Origin of the sequence: Oceanihabitans sediminis (genome assembly GCF_003337215.1) — a bacterium.
Classification (GTDB): domain Bacteria; phylum Bacteroidota; class Bacteroidia; order Flavobacteriales; family Flavobacteriaceae; genus Oceanihabitans; species Oceanihabitans sediminis.
The window spans coordinates 190,207-210,421 of record NZ_QPIG01000004.1 but is presented as its reverse complement, the minus strand read 5'-3'; the positions used below and the strand labels follow the sequence as shown (position 1 = coordinate 210,421).

General features: G+C 34.8%; 20 protein-coding genes and 1 tRNA gene. All 21 read right to left on the bottom strand.

Annotated elements, in window-relative coordinates:
• Window positions 1-30: 30 nt before the first annotated feature.
• Window positions 31-462: a hypothetical protein gene (locus DU428_RS11170; protein ID WP_123796515.1), complete on the bottom strand. Its 432-nt coding sequence runs from the start codon at window positions 460-462 to the stop codon at window positions 31-33.
• 34 nt (window positions 463-496) lie between these two features.
• Window positions 497-1,756: a Y-family DNA polymerase gene (locus DU428_RS11165; protein ID WP_113966371.1), complete on the bottom strand. Its 1,260-nt coding sequence runs from the start codon at window positions 1,754-1,756 to the stop codon at window positions 497-499.
• A gap of 167 nt (window positions 1,757-1,923) precedes the next feature.
• The gene (locus tag DU428_RS11160) at window positions 1,924-2,373 is read right to left on the bottom strand and encodes a LexA family protein (RefSeq protein ID WP_113966370.1); all 450 of its coding nucleotides are present in this window, start codon (window positions 2,371-2,373) and stop codon (window positions 1,924-1,926) included.
• 52 nt (window positions 2,374-2,425) lie between these two features.
• The gene (locus tag DU428_RS11155) at window positions 2,426-2,710 is read right to left on the bottom strand and encodes a hypothetical protein (protein WP_113966369.1); all 285 of its coding nucleotides are present in this window, start codon (window positions 2,708-2,710) and stop codon (window positions 2,426-2,428) included.
• Between the two features lie 125 nt (window positions 2,711-2,835).
• On the bottom strand, window positions 2,836-3,444 hold the full coding sequence (locus DU428_RS11150) for a hypothetical protein (RefSeq protein ID WP_113966368.1): 609 nt from the start codon (window positions 3,442-3,444) through the stop codon (window positions 2,836-2,838).
• Window positions 3,445-3,572: 128 nt separating this feature from the next.
• Entirely contained in the window at window positions 3,573-4,193 is a 621-nt protein-coding gene (locus DU428_RS11145) for a hypothetical protein (RefSeq protein WP_113966367.1), read from the bottom strand.
• Between the two features lie 614 nt (window positions 4,194-4,807).
• Window positions 4,808-5,503, bottom strand: coding sequence for a M48 family metallopeptidase (locus tag DU428_RS11140; protein WP_113966366.1), 696 nt, complete (start codon window positions 5,501-5,503; stop codon window positions 4,808-4,810).
• Window positions 5,503-8,736, bottom strand: coding sequence for a type I restriction endonuclease subunit R (locus DU428_RS11135; protein WP_113966365.1), 3,234 nt, complete (start codon window positions 8,734-8,736; stop codon window positions 5,503-5,505). Before DU428_RS11135 ends, DU428_RS11140 begins: the two co-directional genes overlap by 1 nt.
• Window positions 8,737-8,925: 189 nt before the next feature.
• Complete coding sequence (locus tag DU428_RS11130) at window positions 8,926-9,435, bottom strand: hypothetical protein (protein ID WP_243633518.1); 510 nt, start codon at window positions 9,433-9,435, stop codon at window positions 8,926-8,928.
• Between the two features lie 8 nt (window positions 9,436-9,443).
• On the bottom strand, window positions 9,444-10,175 hold the full coding sequence (locus tag DU428_RS11125) for a DUF3800 domain-containing protein (protein ID WP_113966363.1): 732 nt from the start codon (window positions 10,173-10,175) through the stop codon (window positions 9,444-9,446).
• 38 nt (window positions 10,176-10,213) lie between these two features.
• Window positions 10,214-11,461, bottom strand: coding sequence for a restriction endonuclease subunit S (locus DU428_RS11120; protein WP_113966362.1), 1,248 nt, complete (start codon window positions 11,459-11,461; stop codon window positions 10,214-10,216).
• Complete coding sequence (locus DU428_RS11115) at window positions 11,461-12,468, bottom strand: virulence RhuM family protein (protein ID WP_072350677.1); 1,008 nt, start codon at window positions 12,466-12,468, stop codon at window positions 11,461-11,463. Before DU428_RS11115 ends, DU428_RS11120 begins: the two co-directional genes overlap by 1 nt.
• A gap of 3 nt (window positions 12,469-12,471) precedes the next feature.
• Window positions 12,472-13,998 (bottom strand): type I restriction-modification system subunit M, encoded by a 1,527-nt coding sequence (locus tag DU428_RS11110; RefSeq protein WP_113966361.1) that lies wholly within the window; start codon window positions 13,996-13,998, stop codon window positions 12,472-12,474.
• 2 nt (window positions 13,999-14,000) lie between these two features.
• Window positions 14,001-14,555 (bottom strand): restriction endonuclease subunit S, encoded by a 555-nt coding sequence (locus DU428_RS11105; protein ID WP_113966360.1) that lies wholly within the window; start codon window positions 14,553-14,555, stop codon window positions 14,001-14,003.
• 344 nt (window positions 14,556-14,899) lie between these two features.
• Complete coding sequence (locus tag DU428_RS11100) at window positions 14,900-15,184, bottom strand: hypothetical protein (protein WP_072350680.1); 285 nt, start codon at window positions 15,182-15,184, stop codon at window positions 14,900-14,902.
• A 334-nt stretch (window positions 15,185-15,518) separates the two neighbouring features.
• Complete coding sequence (locus DU428_RS11095; RefSeq protein WP_072350846.1) at window positions 15,519-16,190, bottom strand: P-loop NTPase family protein; 672 nt, start codon at window positions 16,188-16,190, stop codon at window positions 15,519-15,521.
• Between the two features lie 47 nt (window positions 16,191-16,237).
• A complete protein-coding gene (locus DU428_RS11090) occupies window positions 16,238-16,903 on the bottom strand; it encodes a hypothetical protein (protein ID WP_317047507.1) in 666 nt (221 codons plus the stop codon).
• A 49-nt stretch (window positions 16,904-16,952) separates the two neighbouring features.
• Entirely contained in the window at window positions 16,953-17,231 is a 279-nt protein-coding gene (locus DU428_RS11085; RefSeq protein WP_072350848.1) for a helix-turn-helix domain-containing protein, read from the bottom strand.
• 466 nt (window positions 17,232-17,697) lie between these two features.
• Complete coding sequence (locus tag DU428_RS11080) at window positions 17,698-18,576, bottom strand: RteC domain-containing protein (RefSeq protein ID WP_243633513.1); 879 nt, start codon at window positions 18,574-18,576, stop codon at window positions 17,698-17,700.
• Between the two features lie 62 nt (window positions 18,577-18,638).
• Window positions 18,639-19,901 (bottom strand): site-specific integrase, encoded by a 1,263-nt coding sequence (locus tag DU428_RS11075; RefSeq protein WP_113966359.1) that lies wholly within the window; start codon window positions 19,899-19,901, stop codon window positions 18,639-18,641.
• 231 nt (window positions 19,902-20,132) lie between these two features.
• A tRNA-Arg gene (locus DU428_RS11070) sits at window positions 20,133-20,206 on the bottom strand.
• Window positions 20,207-20,215 lie beyond the last annotated feature (9 nt).

Genomic DNA, 20,215 nt, shown 5'->3' with positions numbered 1-20,215 from the left:
TAGGTTTTTATTCAGTGTTTTACACACTATTTATTCTTTGCATAATATACCGTTCAATATTTGTTCGCCATCTTTATATTTTAAAGTTGACTTATAATAAAAGCAATTTTCTTCAATTCTAATTAGTTCAGTTAAAACTCCTCCTAAATCATTAATCATTTTTTGCGATTCAGAAAGTTCCGATTTTGAATCGTCATAGGTTAGACGATAATTACAATCGTCAATCCAATTAATTATTCCATATTGGGGGTCTGTCGGATAACCAGAATCTATTAATTCTTGGGGTAATTTAGTAACAAGTTCGGTTTGATTATTTCCCTCTCGGACAATTTTCCAATTTATTTGAATTGGTTCTGAAATAGAAACAATAAAAGTTCCATTTTTAAAATCTGAACATTTTAAGTTTTGACTAAAAGAGTTCATTCCGATTAATGATATTATTGTAAGTACGATTTTTCTCATATTGTGTTCAAATTTAATACTCTAAAGATAAGGATTATGCTTTTATTGTAATTACCTCGTTGATATTTGTGGAGTATCTTGGGGATAGTTGTTCTTGTTTCATTTTCCATTGTCGGCCTAAAGATTGTGATGCGAATTTTACTTTATTGTTTCCTATGGTGGTGTTTAGTTTGTCGACAATAGTCATAAGCTCTAAGTGTTTTGGGTTTTCTTGCGTGAACATGCTTAGTTGCTTTTGTTGTACAGGGGTTAGGTCCATTACGATTACTCCTGCTTTTTTAAAGTGGTATCCTTTTTTGTATAGTATATGTAGTGCTTTGTTTGTTAGTTTTACTAGGTCGATGCTAGAATTGGTTGGGTATTGTGTTTTTAATACGAGGCGTTTTCCGAATTGCGGTAGGTCTTTTCGGAAGCGGTTGGTGTGTAGGAATACCATGATTGCGTTGCAGTGTGATTCTTGTTTTCGTAGTTTTTCGGCACAGGAAATTGCGTATGTTGCTAGTCGTTCTTTTAGGTCCTTATATTCGGTTATCATGGATTGGAAGGAGCGAGTAGTAGCTATCATTTTTTTGGAAGATGTAGCTTCTAGATCTAGTGTTGGTATTCCTTGTAGGTCGTGTTTTAGTCGTAAGCCAACTACGGACATGTGTTTGCGTACCCATTGGTCTGAAAGTTGGGTGAATTGGTATGCGTTATGTATGTTGATAGCTTTTAGTCGTTTGGCGTGTTTTCGTCCAATTCCCCATACGTCTTCAATAGCGAGCCATTTGAGAGCTTTGATTCGTTTTTCTTCTGTATCTATTACATATACGCTATTGGTTTTTTGTGCGTATTTTTTAGCTATTCGGTTTGCTACTTTTGCTAGTGCTTTGGTAGGAGCGAAGCCGACGCTGATAGGTATTCCGGTTCCTTTTCCGACTTTTTTGGTCATTTGTAGTCCGATGTCGTTGAGGTTATGGTATTTGAAGTTTTCGAATTTCAGGAAGGATTCGTCTATGCTATATACCTCAACTTCTGGTGAGAAATCTGCTAGGAGTGTCATTACTCTGTTGCTCATATCTCCGTATAGTGCGTAGTTGGAAGAGAATACGTGTATGTTGTTTTTTATGAAGGTGTTTTTGTATTCGAAAGCAGGTGCTCCCATGGGTATTCCTAGAGCTTTAGCTTCGTTAGAGCGTGCGATAACACAACCGTCGTTATTGGACAAGACTACTACTGGCTTGTTGTTTAATGCGGGGTTGAATACGCGCTCGCAGGAGGCGTAGAAGTTATTACAATCTACTAGTGCAAACATGTGTACAAAGTTATTTTATATTTTAATGGTATGGTGTTTTTGGTTGGATTTTTATGAACAAGATTTTGGGTTTTGGGTGGGGTTTTTCTGTATTCTTTAAGAGTAGAAAATAATGGTTTATGTGATTTTTTGGTAAGAGGTAATGTAATGGGAGGCTAGGCAGTTGTTTAGACTTGTTTTATAACGGTGGTTACTATTCCCCAGATAATAAAGTCGTTGTCTTCTGTTACTTTTATTGGTTTATAGTCTTTGTTTTCTGCAATTAGCCAGACAATATTTTTTTCTATTTTGATTCGTTTTACTGTGAATTCACCATCTATAAAACATACTGCAATTTTGTTGTTTGTAGGGTCTAGGCTTTTGTCTATAATAAGTAAATCGCCATCATGTATTCCTGCATCTATCATGGAGTTTCCTCTTACTTTTCCGTAAAAGGTTGTGCTTGGGTTTTTGATTAGGTGCTTGTTTAGGTCTATATTGATGTCAAGAAAGTCGTCTGCTGGAGATGGGAATCCTGCGCTTATACCTTCAGCTACATAGGGTAGCTCGAGGCTTGTTTTGGTGTCTGCCTTGTAAAAGGTGATTGCGGGAGTGTTGTATAACTTTCTTAATTGCATGTTGCAAAGTTATGGAAGTTTTTGGGGAAATTTTTGTGGAGGGGTGATTTGTTTAGCTGCCACTTAATGGCGTGCCGAATATTCCTACTGCTAGTTCTATCCAAACAAGTATGATCATGGCTAATACTGCAATTATTAGAGTGATTTTGTGTTTTGGATTCTTGATTTTTCTGGAGAGGATTTCGGAAATGGTTGCTGCTCCGAATATAAGGGTTCCTGCTACTATAATATCTATTGTTGTCCAGTTTACTTCCTTAGTGAATTGCATGGCTATTAATGGTAAAAGTAATAGTAATAGGGTGGATAGGAAAAAAAGAATAATCTTTCGGAATTGCATTGCTTAAGGTTTTGGTGTTAAGTTGGTTGCTTAAAGATAGTGAAAATGTATTTTGTTTTTGGAGTTTATTTTTAGGTTTTTTTGTAATTATAAGGGTAGTGTTGGTATATGGGGGGTGAGTATTGTTATTTTATTTTAATAGTCTCATCAATTAGTTTTGTAGTTTCAATCCCTTCTTTAGAATCTAAGCCATTTTCATTTTTAGAATCTTGAAATCCGATAAAGTGAGTTTTATAGTCTTCTGTTTCGATCTCATACATATCATAAGTTATTTTTTCACCAAATAATCTTACAATAATTCTTTTTCCATTTAAAGATAAATCTCCAAGAGTAATTTTCTTATCAATTACTTCACAGTTTTCCTTTTTAAATAATTTAACTAATTCGCTAATAAAAGTATCTAATTGGATATTAGTTTCATACTCGAAATAAGTAATTACGAAATTATTACCGTCTAAAGTCCAATTTTTCATTTCGTTCTCTTGAAAAAATTCAAATGCAAAATGTTTAGGATAATCGAAGCTTACAATTCCGAAATCAAAGGTTTTATTATTAGAAGATTTAACTTTGATTGTATTACCATTTACAATCAGGCTTTCTCCATCATTGACTTGGTGTTTTTCTCCATTAATTTCAACTTCAAATTTTAGTACTGGTTCTTGGTAATCCTTTTTTTGTGCATGTGATAAATGAGTGATTAAAAGGAAGGCTAATAATGTTAAAGTTTTATTCATAATTTTTTTTGTGAGCGGTTGGTGTAAGGATAGTTGCGGGATTAAGTAACTAACTTAGAAATTCCGAGTGGATTCGAACGTAGTCGAATCTGCTGTTATTGGGGTTATACAATGTTGTACTGCGTTATTTATTCGCAGGTTGATTTTAGCGTTGTTTTTCCATTTTCTTCAACCATTTCAAATCCATTATCAAGCATTGGTTGAAGGCTTTGTCGACCAGTAAACTGCCAAAGTGCATAACCATATTGACATTGATTAATTATTCCATTTTGATATTCTTTTAACATTAACTCCTTTAGTTCATCCCAATACTTTTTTGGTGAATGAATAAAAATTATTAGTGGGTTAAATTCCGGGTCTACAAATTCCTTTTTATAGTATTTTCTAATTCGTTCTGTGCTGGGGAAACCGTATTTTTTTGTTATTTCCATCATTCTCTCGGTATGTTCAGCATCCATTGGATTAATGTACTTTTTGTAAATCATCTTGCTAATACTATCCGATACAAATTTCCGTTTTATCATTTCCTGAATTCTTAAACTATCAGGAAGATTTTCAATTCTATCCGTTTCTGATTTATTAAAAGTTTTATAAATGGTGTATTCTCGCATAGTTTGGTCATATCCATACATAAATTCCATTTCCTCAACCAAAACATTAATATCTTTTTGCAAAAGTGAGTCTTTAGCAGATTGAGAATAAATCGAATTACATAATAAGATGCTAAAAATTAGAAGTTTTAATTTCATTCGTGATGTTTTTGGTAAATGTTGCATAATGGTTGTATATACCCCCAGGGGAGTTTCTTCCTATTATATGGATGTTTTGTTTGTGTTTGGTTTGATTTGAGGTTGTAATTTAGGGATAATTCTTTAATTGTGGGAATTTTCTTTTTTGGTTAATAGTATTTAAGTGTGGTAGCTTTTTGTTTGTTTTTGAGTTGTTGTAATAAGCTTTTGTAGCTGCAAGATGTGGACTAATATATGAGGGGAGTTATGGAGTTGGCTTGGTGACGAGTTGGTATGTTTTACTTGTTATTTGTTGTAGTGCTTTGTTGTGGGTAGTATCCTTTTCATTTTACTACTTATTTAGATACTAAAAAGTCCTTCCGGTCCAATGTTGGGACTTTTTTTATGCTTAACAATTAGACAATGAGTGTTCCAAATTGTTAAAACTTTCTTAAATTGACAGGATGGCATTAATCCTGGCTTATTTGCACAACTTATTAGATAAGTTGTATTATTTCAAAGATGAAATGAACTTCAACCATATGTCATTTTAGCATGTAGGCTTGATGTCACATTTTAGCTAGAAAATCTTGCTAGCTTATTTTAAGCAATCTTCCCATTATTGAGACAAGACTTTAGGCTAAGAGTGTTTCTAATTTATTCTTCCATTTCTTCCATTCTGGGAACTCTTTTTGTTGTAGGTCGAAGAATGCTTTTGTGTGATCTCTATAAACTAAATGACATAGCTCGTGTATAATTACATATTCAATACATGCTTTAGGGGCTTTTATTAGTTCTGGGTTTAAAAGAATTCTTCCTTGTGTTGAACATGAACCCCAACGGTTATTCATTTTTCTGATTTCTATTGTTTTTGGTGCTACCTGATATTTTTCAAATCGTTCTATTAAAGGTTGGGCAATTGTTTGGAACCATATTTTTGATTTTTCTAAATACCAAGCGTTTAGCAATTCTTTAGCTTTGCTCGGGTTGCTTGTTCTTATTTCAATATTTCTACCTGTGTGTTTTACGATTTCTTCATCAGACTTAATTAATAATAACTGATACTGTCTACCGAGATACAAATGGGATTCACCAGATACATATTTTCGTTTTGTATTTCTAGGTTCAAAGGATAAGAAATGATCTTGTTGTTTTAATATCCAGGGTGCCTTCTTTCTAACTTTCTCCTCAATTTTTTCCATACTGCTACCTATTGGAGCCTTGACTTCAGTTGAGCGATCTGGATGAACTGTAATACCTAAAGTTTTTCTATTACAAAAAGTTAGAGTATAGGAGATTTGCTCAGATCCGTATTTAAGTGTTCGTAACATTATTTATATCTTATTTTAGCAACCTCAACAATGCGTTCTGCTATCTTGTCAATTTCTTGAAAGCTTAATTTCATGTTGTGTTTGTCTCTGATATGATCTATTATAAAATCGCCTATGAGGAAAACCATTTTCTTTTGAATATCTGTACCACTTTTGGTATACCAATCTACTCGTCGTAAACTAAGTATGATTTCATCCGCTTTCAGGGCTAGCTCCTCTGATATTTTACGTATGGTTTCTTTGTTTTCCGCATGAGAGTCAAATTCTTCAACAGCTATTCCGAAAAATGCTCTAGCTACTTCTTTCTCTTCTAATGATGCAGGTATACTTGAATCTGTTCTGCTTAATACAGCGTCTCTTGCTTCCTTAATTTTTTGCAAATACATTGTTTCATCGATTCTTCCTTGTAAATAATCATCAATGGTTTCTTTGATTAATTGAGAGAATCGTTTATAAAAGGCTGGGTCTTCATCCATCTTTTCAGTGATATGTTTCGCTGTTCTAGATGCTATCATATCAGCTTTTGCGGCCTTACCTGTTACTTTCTCTATTTCTTCCTCAAATGCTTCTTTGTCAAAAATATTTACGAGCTCTGTAAGTGTAACTATATCGGTAGTTGGTATATGTGTGTCAATTAGCTTTTGTATTTGACCTTCATATTTTTTAAAATCAATTTTATCGGAATACCTGGAAGCAACTGCTGCTCGTAATTTCATAAAAAATGAAAGGTCTTCTTTGTACTTAGAAATACGTTTTTCTTCTGTCTCTTTATGAAAATTTATTGATGATAATGCTAGCTTTAATAAACGAGCATATTTTGCTAACTGATCATAAAATTTATTTCTAAGCGCTTCGTCTCTTAAAAGTTGCTGATAGGCTTCTGCATCTTTTTTATTTGAAATAGATGAAAATATTTGCCAAAGGTCACTATGAGCCTGAGGTAACTTCTCAATTTCTTCATTAATATTTGTTAGAGTTCCTTGTAATTGCTCTTCATCAAAATCGCCAAAAGTAGAGTATGTTTTAAGAGCTGAGTCTAATTCTTCAAGTACTCCATAATAATCAATGATATAGCCATAATCTTTGTCTGGGCTAACACGATTAACACGCGCGATAGCTTGTAGTAATGTATGCCCGATGAGTTTTCTTGTTAAGTACAGCACTATGTTGTTAGGCGCATCAAAACCGGTAAGAAGCTTGTCTACAACAATAATTAACTCTGGTTCATTATCGTTTTTAAAACGGTTTACGATATTTTTCTGGTATTTTTTTGGAGTCCCATGCTCATCCATCATTTTATGCCAGAACGTTTTCACTAAATTACTTGTTTTTCCATACGCAGAGTCTTCTCCTTCCCGCTCATCTGGAGGTGAGATTATTACTGCTGAGGTTACCCTACCAATTTCGTCTAGATAGTTTTTGTATTTAACAGCTGCTTCTTTAGATTGGCATACGATCTGACCTTTAAATGGTGTTCTCCCTTGAAAGTTACTCTCATAATGCTTTGTAATATCCCAAGCGATAGCATAGATTTTTTGATCTGCAATATTGAGTTGGTCTGCACGAGAGAACTTCTTTTTAAGATCTGCTTTTTCATAATCGTTTAATGGTTCTGATACCATGTTAAAAAAAGTATCCAAGGGAGCTGCATTAACATCCTGCATGGCATGACGCCCTTCATACAATAATGGAACAACAGCTTTATCTTTTACAGCTTGATCTACCGTGTAGCTATCTATGAGGGTACCGAATTTAGACAATGTGCTTTTGTCTTTTTTAAATAAAGGTGTTCCCGTAAATGCGATGAAACATGCATTAGGCAAGGTTTTTTGCATTTCAATATTAAAGGTACCATGTTGGGTACGGTGGCCCTCATCTACTAACACAAAGATATTATTACTGGTGAGAGGTGTTTTGATTTTCTTGACAGCAGTTTCGAATTTATTAATGATGGTTGTTACAACGGCATCACTTTCTGTATGTAGTAACTCTACAAGTTGCGATCCAGTTTTAGCATTATCTACGTCTAAACCACACTTTCTAAATGTACCTGTAATTTGGGTGTCTAAATCTGTCCTGTCTGTTACTAGAATGATTTTAGGATTTAATATACTTGGCTCCATTGCAATTGCTTGGGCAAGCATTACCATTGTTAATGATTTTCCACTTCCTTGTGTATGCCAAACAACACCTCCGGTTCGTTGTCCATTATTATTTTTTTTGATTTGTTTCATTGCCTTTTTAATAGCAAAAAACTGTTGATAACGTGCTATTTTTTTAGCGCCATTATCAAATAGGGTGAAGTTATAAATCAAGTCTAACAAACGGTCTTTGCTACATAAACTAAACAAGTATTCATCTTGTGGCGTGATTTTAACTTCTTGGGTTTCTAGAGCGTCAAAATATTGGCGTACGTAATAGAATCTCTCGTTAAACAAGCGTTTTTTCACCTCATCTGGAAGCGGCGTGTTTTTTAGTTTGGAGATATGTTTACGATAATGTGCTTCCTTTTCATCATCGATTGCACCATTGGATTTTTTAAAATCTTCTTGCCATTGTGCCCAAAATTTTTCTGGTGTTCCTGTAGTAGCATAGCTGCCTTCATTAACTGTTACTGCCATAACTAACTGTGTCATTGCATACAATGGACGAATGCCGTCTTCTTTTTGATTGCGAAGATTTTGTGATATAGCTTGTGTTAATGGCTCTTTTATATCTGGTCTTTTACACTCTATAATACATATAGGAATTCCGTTTACAAAAAGGACTATGTCTGGTCTGTAATGTTCTTTTAGTCCTGAGCGCAGTACACTGAACTCTTCTGTAACATGAAATATGTTATTTTCTGGGTTCTCCCAATCAATATATTGTAAATCAAAACTTTTACGATCTCCTTCAATACTTTGGTCTAGGGAAATACCTAGCGTAAGCAGTTCATATATTTTCTCACTTGTAGTCATATAACCATCTACCATAGGAATGTCTTTTAATGCTATGATGGCATTTTCAATATTACTATCAGTAAATGGAACAGTCTTTTTTGAAGAGACGCGTGCATGGTTGATTTTATGTAATTGGGTGCGTAAGATATCTTCTAGCAAAATACTTGAGGTTCTATTGCCTCTAGCTTGTAAAGCTTCTTCTTGATTCAGGTAGTTATACCCCATATTTATTAATAGCTGCAAGGCAGGTATTTGTGAAATATGATCTTCTTTGAATGAGGGTGTTTCCATAAGTTTATTTTTTACAAAGCCGCTTTAGGGGACGCGGTCTAATTGTTGCTGTTTTGTTTATAAGTAAAATTTGACTATCTTTGTGGTGTCATTACCCAAAGGGTAAAGGACTTGGCTTAGCACTTGTTGCATCACTCGTATTGCCTTAAGATACGTTCCTCACTTACGAAGTGAGGTTTTTTTTTGCCTTTATTTATGATAGTCTTCATACCATCTTTTGAAATTATTTCTATTTAGTTCATCAACCTTAAACGCAGTAACTAGCTGTAGTTTTACTGTTATTTCTCTTATAATAACAACATAGTCTTTGTCTTTTAGCCAATAATACTGTTGGTTTTGACCTTTATAATGTATCCTTTCAAAATATTTAACCCTTGGATCCTGTCTATGATTAATAACAGTTTTAATCCAATGAATCTTATTTGTTCTTTCCGGATCAAAGTGTCTTTTTCCAGAATGTTTGCTTTCTCGTGTACAAATATGTTCAAAACCTTCTGGTTTACCTCTAAAGAGTGGGTGTTTTGACTTTTTACTATTATAACCTACCTGTACTAGGTTTATAAAAATAGGCTCTTCTATCATGTCCTTTTTAAAGATACCGTAAAGGGTATACATTTGCTCTTTGTCTGGACCATCTATATCTAGATAATCAAACAGATCTTCTACGAGATCTAACTCGTGTTCTTCTTCAAAATTCATCCGCAGAATTAATGTTGTGTTTGAATTCTAAAATCAAAAATATTGAACTTTTCTTCAAGAGGGTCTGTACCATCGTGTAATACATATCCTGATTTTTCTTCAATGTAGTTAATGACTGCAATTTTTACCTTAGATGCATTTTCCTTCCGATGCATTTTTCTAGATTTATAAGTGATGGCACCAATAAAGAAATCTGCGAGCTGTAAAAACTCATTTTCATCTGAACGTATATGTTGAAAAAAATTAAAAGGAGAGAGGCGATTATATTTTTTCTGATATTCTTCATTTAAGCGCTGGTCTAGCTTCTTTAAACGCTCTTTTCCTCTAGTGTCTTTTATATCTAAAATTACTTTATGTGGAGAGGTAATGTAGTTTACCCAAGGATTTCGAAGCAATAAAAATACAAGTGTATAGTAAAAAGAATTGTGATCTCCTTTATTAAATTTCTCATGATTTAACTGGTGTTTATTCTTCACAAGTATTGCACGAAACTGAATTTCATTATCAAAAAAGAAATCTATTAACGCTTTATATAAATCTAATCTAGAAGAAGACAACTTGTTCCACTTTATTTCTGTAGGCGACTTGTGCTTAAGCTTTATATTTTTAATAGCTTCTTTGTACTCTTCGTAACGTGCTGTTGGAATCTTAGTGTAGCCAATACACATTAAGGGTTGCTTATCATTTTCTAAATGACAGCTCTCGTCTATGTAGATATTATATTCGTAGTTGTTTTCCATTAAATAAGATTAATATTTTATGTGTTTTTCTGTGTGTATTATGTATTCAATCTCTTTTTTCCGGTTAGTAACTGTTGCATTAAGCCTTTCTTTTGCAATTGCAGTTGGTTACGTTGGTTAGTTAGTAGGTTAATTTCTTGATCTGCGGTGTCTAATACTTTTGCAATTGCTTTTTGCTCTTCTAATTGAGCTAAGTTGATTTTAATGCCTTTAAAATTTTTCCACCTTAAACCACCTCGACGATCAATAGACCCTTCCATACGTCGATTATACTCATGAATGAGTTTATGAGACTTTAAAACCTTAAATAGATAGTTGTCATCTACAGTTTCATTTGTTTTAAAAACAGTATACATAGGGCTAACTAAGCCTAATTCGTTAAAATCTTGATAGCCGATTGAACCTTCTTCGATATGGTTTGTGGCGTATGCGAAATACCCACGAGGAACTACTTTATATTTTGTTAAGTTGTCTCCAAAAACTTGTCTACCAAAGTATTCTAATGATGGTACCAAACCATCATATTTAGTGCAGGATAAAACTTCAATGTCCTTATTATCGTCATTTTTCTGACTGTATTCATTCGCAAAATCATCAACCCGCTTTTCCACCCATTCCCCCTCAAACCCAGGCAAGCGCTTTTTGCCACTTAGCAATTGTTGCATTAGGGCTTTTTTGAGTTTTTGTTTTGCCTTGATAAGCGCGTCTAGCTTTGTGATGGCGGTGTCCCAGGTGCTGAGGCAGTTTGCTATGGCTTTTTGTTCAGAAAGAGGCGCTAAAGGTAATAACATTTCGCCATACTCGGTTTCGTTTATCCCAGGTTGTCCGCTTCTGACAGATGTTATTCTTACCCAATTCCAATAAGAAGTTGTTTGGGTGTAATATTTTAAATATTTTTTATTTAACTTATTCTTATTGGGTGTAAATTTTATTAAAAATCCGGCATAAACAAGCTCTCCATCCTTTGGATCATACAGGTACGTTTTGCCTACAGTTGCTCCAGTTCGCACAAATACGATGTCTCCTTCAATTAAAATAAAGTTTTTATAATTTATATCATCGACAGAGACTTTCTTTGTCTTAGAGAACTTGCCGTCGTCATCAATATCTGTAATTCTTAAATATGCAGGTAAATGTTCGCTAAAATTAACTGCAGATGCATTGATACCATATTGCCCTTTATTTAGACATAGTTCTTTAAACTTTGCAACATCCCAATCCTCCGGAATCCATCCTAGTTTGGTTTTTTTATAGTCTGGATTGTTTTCTGTAATTGTGTTTTCCATTATTGCTTTTTCCTTTTAATTTGTGCTGCTAGGGCTTTTAATTCCTCTAGTTCTTGTCTATCTGCCTCTTTTGCGGCTTCTTGTTTTCGCAGTTTATCAAAAGCTTCATAATGTGCTTTTACTTTTTTCTGCATTTGCGTATTGCTTATGCGTCCAGTTGTTTTAAGTACTGGAAATTCATTAAAGGCTATCAATTTATCTAGGTTGTCCTGCCAGTAGCTCATGGTAAGATCTTGTTGGTTTTTTACTCTTAATTCTGCCTGCTCTAAAAAGATAACCACAAGTCTGTTTAAACTATCGAGTTCATCTGCTGTGAGATAATTTTTGGCGATGGTTATGTCTTGTTTTCTTACCACACTGCCTTTCCAGTTGGTAAGACCCATATTCAATTTGCTAGCATCGGCACGTGTTACAATCATTTCTGCTGCTGTTTTTTTTGTTACTGCAAATAGCAGTTTGTTTTGGGCTTCTGCAAAAAACATTTGTGTTGCTTTATCTGTCGCGTCATAATCACTGCTTAAACTAAAAAGGTCGCGTACTTTTTGATAAAAACGTTTTTCTGAGCTGCGTATGTCTCTAATACGCTCTAGTAGCTCATCAAAATAATCGGCACGTCCGTCAGGGTTTTTAAGACGTTCATCATCCATAATAAAACCCTTACGCATATAGCTGGCTAAGTTTCTGGTTGCCCACTGCCTAAATTGTACACCGCGTTTACTGCGTACACGATAGCCAATAGCAAGTATCATTTCTAAAGTATAAAATGTAATGTTGTATTCTTTGCCATCTGCGGCAGTTGTCAAGTATTCCTTGACAACTGAATTAGCCTTTAATTCTTTGTCTGAGAGTATATTATTTATATGTAGGCTAATGTTTTGTTTTGAGGTGTTAAAAAGTTCTGCTAATTGATTTTGATTTAACCAAACAGTGCCATCTCTTTCAAATAAAGCTACAGAAGCTTTTCCATCATCCGCAGTATAGATAATGATATTATTTTGTTCTTCCATGATTTATAAACTTAATTCTTTAAGGTATTCTTGCATTTTAGAACGTACATCTGCTAGATCATTTTCTAATTTAGAGATTTCTGTTTGTACTTCCGTTATATCAATTTCGGCCTCTTCCTCAAATGTGTCTACGTATCGTGGTATGTTGAGGTTGTATTCGTTTTCTTTCATTTCTGAAAGTGTAGCGATATAGCTGTATTTGTCTTCTACTATACCTGGTTTGATTTCGCCTTCACGAAAACGGGAATAGGTTTCTACAATGTGGTCTATATGTTTGTCTGCTAGAATATTTTGATTTTTACCATTAAGGTATTCTTCGCTTGCGTCAATAAATAAGGTTTCCGTTCTTTTGTCCTTAGCTTTATTGAAAATAAGTATGGCTGCAGGAATACCTGTACCGAAAAATAGGTTGGCTGGAAGTCCTATCACTGCATCCAATAAATTATCTTCTATTACACGTTTACGAATGCGGCCTTCAGCACTTCCTCTAAATAGTACTCCGTGTGGCACAACAACACCTACAATACCTGTATCTTCGTAAGCGCTTTCAATCATGTGCAATATAAATGCCCAGTCTCCCTTGCTTTTTGGAGGAACCCCACGGTTGAAACGGTTGTATTTATCATCTTCAGCTTCTTCTTGCCCCCATTTATCTAAGGAAAATGGCGGATTTGCAACTACCGTATCAAACTTCATTAGGTTGTCTCCTTCGGTGTGCTTTGGGTTACGTAATGTATCTCCCCAACGAATAGATGCGTTATCGAAACCGTGTAAAAACATATTCATAACAGCTAGTGCCCAGGTGCTTCCGTTTGCCTCTTGACCATAAAGAGAAAAGTTAGGATCTCCGACCTCTTGTCCAGCTTTAATTAAAAGAGAAGCCGACCCACAAGTAGGGTCATAAATACGTGCTCCAGGTTTCGATTTAGTTAAACGCGCTAAGACTGTAGATACTTCTTTAGGGGTATAGAATTCCCCAGCTTTTTTACCTGCATCACTAGCAAAGTTTGATATTAAAAACTCATAAGTATCTCCTAAAACATCTTGACCGTCTAATGCTGAAGGTCTAAGATCTAGTTTATTGAAATCTGTTAGTAGAGTTTTTAATCGTGAATTTTTGTCTTTCTTATCTCCTAAATTGCTGCTATTGAAACTAATGTTTCTAAAAATTCCTGCACCATCACTACTTGTTAATTTTTCACGATTGGCATCTTCTAAGTCTGCTAAAGCAATATCTATTAACTCTCCAATATTAGGTTCGTTACGTTTGTCATACAAAGCATCAAAATGACTATGCTCTGGAACAATAAAGCGTTCTGAAGCCATAGCTCTTTGTGCACGAGCAATATCTCCGTCGTATTTTTTAAGGTGGGCCTCATATTTTTCTGTATAGGTATCAGAAACATACTTCAAGAACAACATAACTAGAATGTAGTCTTTGTATTGACTGGGATCTATAACCCCTCTAAAGGTGTCGCACGCTTGCCAAATAATTCTGTTAATGTCTTCTGATTTAATTTTATTGCTCATGTTTATTGGATTTTATTTTTTAATACTATTTCTAACTCTATTGTTTTAAGCTGATCTAGCTTATTGATGATTTTGGTTTCCGCTTTTTTTAGAGAATCTAATCTTACTATTTTTCTTTGAGTTTCTAAATCTGGAATTTGAATTTTTAGATCGCTCAGAATTCTTTTGTTGATGGCTGGTAGTGCTGACCCTCGACTAAAGTTGATTAGTTCTTTTTGTGTTGCCTTTAGGTTTATATACCAGGCTATGTATTCTGGTAATACTTTAGGGTTGATATCCCGTAATACCATAAATATAGAAGAGGCTACTGCCGGTTCTTTTATAGCTTGATAGCTGTGTGCAATAAACCCGTGATGTCCTTTGGATAAAATAATTACATCTCCCTTGTTTAGAAAATGTTTTTCTAATTTAGGTGAAGGCATTATGCTTGGCTCCAGAAGAGGATCTAAAGTGTGAGGAGCGATAAAGTCACTTGCACTCAAATAATAGATACTCCCTTGCGGGTTTCTACGCTCGTTAATACCTGAGGTAATAGATGTGATTTGACTTAACTTCATTTTATTTGTTGTTAACTGTGTACAAACATAAATTTAATTTAGATAATAAACAAATTTAATTTATTGTTATTTGTGTACAATCTATGTGAAAAAGGTGGGATTGTTAGGTTTTATAAGTGTTTGTACAGTAATAAAATAAAGTAGTCATTAATTTTTAATGTAAAGTTTGAAGTGAATTTATTGTATTGGGAAAGAGTGTAAATTAGTTTAAGTGTAACTATTAAAGATTAATTGCGTGGTTTGGGTGATGTGTTTGTGTATTTATACATGGATACAAAACTGTAAGTGATTTAATAAAAGAACTCAAACCAAACAATCAATCTCATTCTTAGTTAATGGGGTTTTTAATTATTTCTTGCAGCCTTCATTCCTGCTTTAAAACCTCTATTGTAGCCTCCTCTATAGCCGTCTTTTCCAACTTCTGGAACTGGACATACTGGTGTGACAGGACAAACAGCAAATTGGCCTTTTACATCTTTCCATCCTTCACAATAGCCGTCTTCCCAGCCATCACAATAATCGGAGTTTGTAGTAATTACAATGTTTGATTTTTGTTGTGATTTGTTAGTGAAGGACATCATTGTACCGATACTAATAGCAAAACCTAATAATAAAATTGTTTTTTTCATTTTTAACCTGTTAAATTACACCTACTCCAAAATTTAGTTGGCTTTTCGGTTAGTTCCCAACATATATACAAAACAGCTGTTTGATTAGTTGCCATACAGCTATAATTCATATTTGTTTATCAAGCTAATCCACCTTGAAAGATTTCTTTTTCAAAATGCTACATTCTAATAGCCTGCGAAAGTTGCATAAATACCTAATAGGTGTTTATACAATTAAAAATTGTCGATTGTATATTATTGGAAAGAGGGGATGACTAAATTAATAAAATTAATTGAGATTTGGGGTTTTGTTATAGATGTTTCACTTATTTATTTACTTTTTTAAATACCTAAGTTATCGTTTATCCTTTGCAGACATATCAAAAGCCAATAAATTAAACATGGAGCGCATGCGTGAGCGTACGCGGTTTCCGTAGCGGTCTTCTATTTCTGCAGCGTTGAGGTTGGTGGTGGCGTGGGTTATGATTCTGCGGTTTTGTGCTGGGTTTTCATTGTAGTCGTAACGGGATAGGAGGATTTCTCCCATGACGTTACAGTCTTGCCCATAGTGTCTTCCGGTAGGTTCTACGCCTAGATCATCGAAACAATAGTAGCCATCGGAGCCATAGTCTTCTATAGTTTTATAGCCTAGGTGGTTGAAGTTGAACACGGTATTTCTGCAAGGGACGATTTTATAGGCTTTGCGGTGTGGGGTGAGGTGCCTGATAAGTTTCATTAGGCTTGTTTTTCCGCAGCCAACTGGACCGGTAAGGAGTATTCCTTTGTTTGGGTCGATATCCAGTTTTTTGCAGTAATCGACTTCGTGAATGGCATATATGCATAGCTTGAAAATGATTGGGTGGTCTTCGTCATAAATTTTAAAATGTTGCCCAAATAGGTTTTTTCCTTTTGCTTCTAAAAAGATTAGGACTTTATCGAAATCGTAGTGGATGTAGTTGTTTTTTATGGTGCCTAGGGTGTAATCGACTCCTCCTTCGGTGATCATATATGTTGCTTTTCCTTTCATTGGTTCCTGGTTTTGGATGCGGTTGTACATGTATTCTAACTGTGCCATTATAAAGGCTGGTTGTAATTTTTGTTTTTGGTTGTTTTTAGGTTGTCTGTTTTTTGGCTTACTGCTTTTTTGTTTGCTTTGGTTTTTAATTCTTCGGCTTTGAGTATCCAGTTTTGAGCTGTTGCTTGCCAATTGGCGATTTTGGTTTCGCCTTTTATTTTCCAATCGATGGATTCGTAATAGTTAAAGAATTTTTCGGCTTCTATTTTTGGCCATTTATTTTCTTTAAAAAAAGTGATTACTTCTATTTTTGATTTTGGGCGCTCTAGTTTACTTCTGTTTTTTATATGTTTATTATGTTTATAAGAAGGTACCAGTGCTTGTCCCGAATTTAGGACGGCTAAGTCCACTGCTTGTCCAGAGCTTGTCCCGAAAATGAGCATCTTGATTTTGGAGCCTTTGAACGGGTTGTGGGAAGGGTAGTAGATGAGGTATTTGTAGTTGTCTAATTCCTTTACACATTTGTGATAGGTAGATTTGGACCCTATTTTGGATAGCTTCATGACATCCTCTCGATTTACGTGGAATTGATTTGGGAATCGGTTAAGGTTCCATAATTGAAAGAATGCCATGTATAAGCTAATGTGTGTTGGGTTTAACCTACTGTCTTTTGCGAATTGTTGAAAGACTGCATTGAGATGCTTTATGTAGTTGATGGTTGGCATGTTTTGACACTTTGAGCGTGTTGAGGACTCCTTTTAGGGAGTCTGTTTTTTACTTGTTATTGTATTGGTTTTCGCGAAGTACTCTAGTGATTTCCTGGTAATCATAGAGGATGATTCCGCCGATTTTGGTGTAGGGGATGGTGCCATTGATTCTTAAATTTTGTAAGGTTCCTGGGCTTACTTTAAGCAATTTCATAACCTCAGCAGATTTTAGGTATTGCTGGTTTGGTATGTGGCTGCTTTTGTTGAGTAGTTTTTTGAGCTCTTCGAATAGTTGCAATTTGAACTCATAGAGATCATCTGTAGTGATGATTTGGTTACGAAGCATTGGTGTTTTGCTTGTTTGACTTGGGTGAAGTTTGTTTTCTGTTTTCATTGTAAAACGTTTTAGATTGTTGGTAAATAGCTCCCTTGCCTTAAGGGAGCTTTTAAAAAGAATTATTAAAAACTCTTTTTGGATTGATTTGACTTTCGTTTTACAAACTTGGGGGATATTGTTGGAAATTCTTCGGTATGTGTTCGGTAGTACCGAAGAATTTTAACATTTGTGTTATGGGTGTTTGTGTTTGAAAGGTTAGGTTATATAAGGGGTTAGTGGAGTTTTTCGATTTAAATGCTTTTTGAAATTAGTTGGAAGTTGTTGTGTTTTGGTAAAACAAAAAAATGCTATGGTATAGCAAAGAGGGTTTTTGCTAGCATTTTACTATTTGAAGGTGCTTTTTAGTAAGTGGATGTTATGTGTAAGTATGTTTTCGGTAGTTGGGTGGTAGTACCGAAGAAAGGGGAGGGGTTTTTTATTGCGAATCGTCTTGTTCTATGCGGTTTAAGAGGCATTGTTTTAGATGGTCTAAGAACTTTGTGGTGTCTTTTTCTCTGTTTTTAATTTCGCTATAGGTTTTATAGAAATTGTTGAGGTTGATGTCAAAAAGGTTGTTGCAAGCTTCTGCCATTTTACTGATTTCTACTTGTCCGTTTTTTATGGCACCAGCGCTATGAAGTGCGTACAGTAATTCTACTAGATCTGTTTTGGAGGCTGTCCAGGATACTTTGTTGAAGGAGTATGCTTTTGGTTCTTCTAAAGCAATGCTTTCCTTTAGTTTTCTTAAATACAGAAGTTCTCTTTGGTAGTAGTTAGTGAGTAGCTCGTAGCTAACTACTTGTGCTGCTAAATTATCGTGACTTGTAGAGAATTCGGGGTCTGTATAGTAGTGTGATGTGTCTACAGGGAAATCTAATCTGTCTACCCCGCGAACAAAATAAATGTGGTCTAATAATGTATTAGACTGCTTCATGTATTGAAAGAATTCTAAGTTTCGGAGTTTGTGTTTTTCTAGTTTATCTATTAAATAGGAGACATAGGTTATTTGTTGTACAATGTCTGCGTTTGGTCTTTCGAATAAAAACCTTCTTACTTTTGAGAAAAACTTTATTCTTCCGTTTATATATGGTTTTACTACTTTGAAGAAGAGTATTTCTTTATCTATTGTAGAGAAATACTTCTTCGTTCTAAGTAGTTTTCTGAATTGGTTTAGGGTGTCAATAGAAAGGTGTAATCCTTCGTTTAGAATTTCAATATCGTGAAGGTTAGATTTTTTAATTGTGGCTACTTGTTTTGTGTAGCTATCCAAGATTGGGCCAATTTCTTGCATAATTCCTTTATAAAAAATCTTCAAATTATGTAAGAATTTACTTATTTCAAAATTAAATAACTCTAAAGCAGTAGTTTACTTTCCTTCTAATTGTTTCGTTTTGCTTTGCTATTGTTGTCTGATTTCTTGTTTCTTAATATGTTTTGAAGCGTATTCATGTCGTCACTTATTTTATGTTCTAATACCCGAGCATAAATTTGTGTGGTGGCGATTTTTGAGTGTCCTAAGAGTTTGGATACGGTTTCTATAGGTACGCCATTGGATAGGGTAACCGTGGTTGCAAATGTATGGCGTGCCATGTGGAAGGTTAGGTTTTTGTGGATTTCGACATGGTTGGCTACTTCTTTTAGGTAAGCATTTAATTTTTCGTTTGTAATTACAGGGAGTAAGGATCCTGATATATTGGTTATAGGGTGGTTTTTGTATTTATTAATGATGCTTAGTGCTTGGTCTAGTAGAGGGACCTTGACTGTTGCGTTTGTTTTTTGTCTTTTGGTCATTATCCAGTTTCCGCCGTTTATGTTTAATACAACATTGTCTGGCGTAAGGCTCATGATATCTATGTAGCTGATACCGGTATAACAGCTAAAAACGAATAGGTCGCGTACGCGGTCTAGACGTTCTGATAGGAAGACTTTTTCTTCTAGGTTTTTTAGTTCTAGTTCTGAAAGGAATTCTCTTGTGGTTTTGTCGTAGCTCATTTTCCACTTAATAAAAGGGTCGCGGTCTATCCATTCTAGGTGGTAGGCTAGGGTTACTACTTTTCTTAAGCGTTGTATGTGTTTCATTCTGGTATTATTGCTTAGTGCTTTTGGGTGCCCTGTAGGCCATACTTTTGTAAGGAATAATTCGAATTGGCTTAAGAACTCGAAATTGAGTTTGTTTAAATGGATGTCTGTGCTGTGTTTTTTCTCTTCTAGGAAGCGGAAAATATAGTTTTGTGTAATTCCGTAATTCCTAATAGAACCTGGAGCTAGGGTGTCTTTGATTTTTTCGCTGTGGTAGTCGAAAATATCTTTTAAGGATTTGCTGTTTTGTTCTTCTCCGTTATAAATAGCTTTAATCAGTTTAGCTGTTATAAGCTGGTCTTGATATTTTAAGTCTTGATAGATCTGGAACAGTTTGGTATTAACTTCCTCTATATAGCTGTTGATTTGCCTAGCTAAAGGGGAGGATCCTTTTGCTTTTTTCTTTTTTTTGTCCCATAAAGTAATAGGAACCCGTTTTTTTAAGCTAATGTTTACTCTTTTTCCGTCTACTGTAATTCTTACGTAAAGGAGTGCTTCTTCGTTGATTGCTCTAGTAGTTTGCAACCAGAAGAATGTTGAGAATGTGTGTTTTGTGCGCATAGTTGTCGTCTTTAGGTGTTTAACATCGTTAGGACGAAAGTCAAATCAACTGTACTTTTCAAAACTGTTTTCTTCAAAGTGTCTGCTGAGCAGACACTTTGAGTTGGAGGTAACCGATTAGCAGACCAATTAGATTGATTTGATATCAAATAAAATGATAGTCTAAAAACCAGAAAACCACTCAAATCATAGTGATTGAGTGGTTTTGCTAAGAATTTGCATTCTTTTTAGTGACCATGGCAGGATTCAAACCTGCAACCTCTTGAGCCGTAATCAAGTGCGCTATTCAGTTGCGCCACATGGCCTATTTTGTG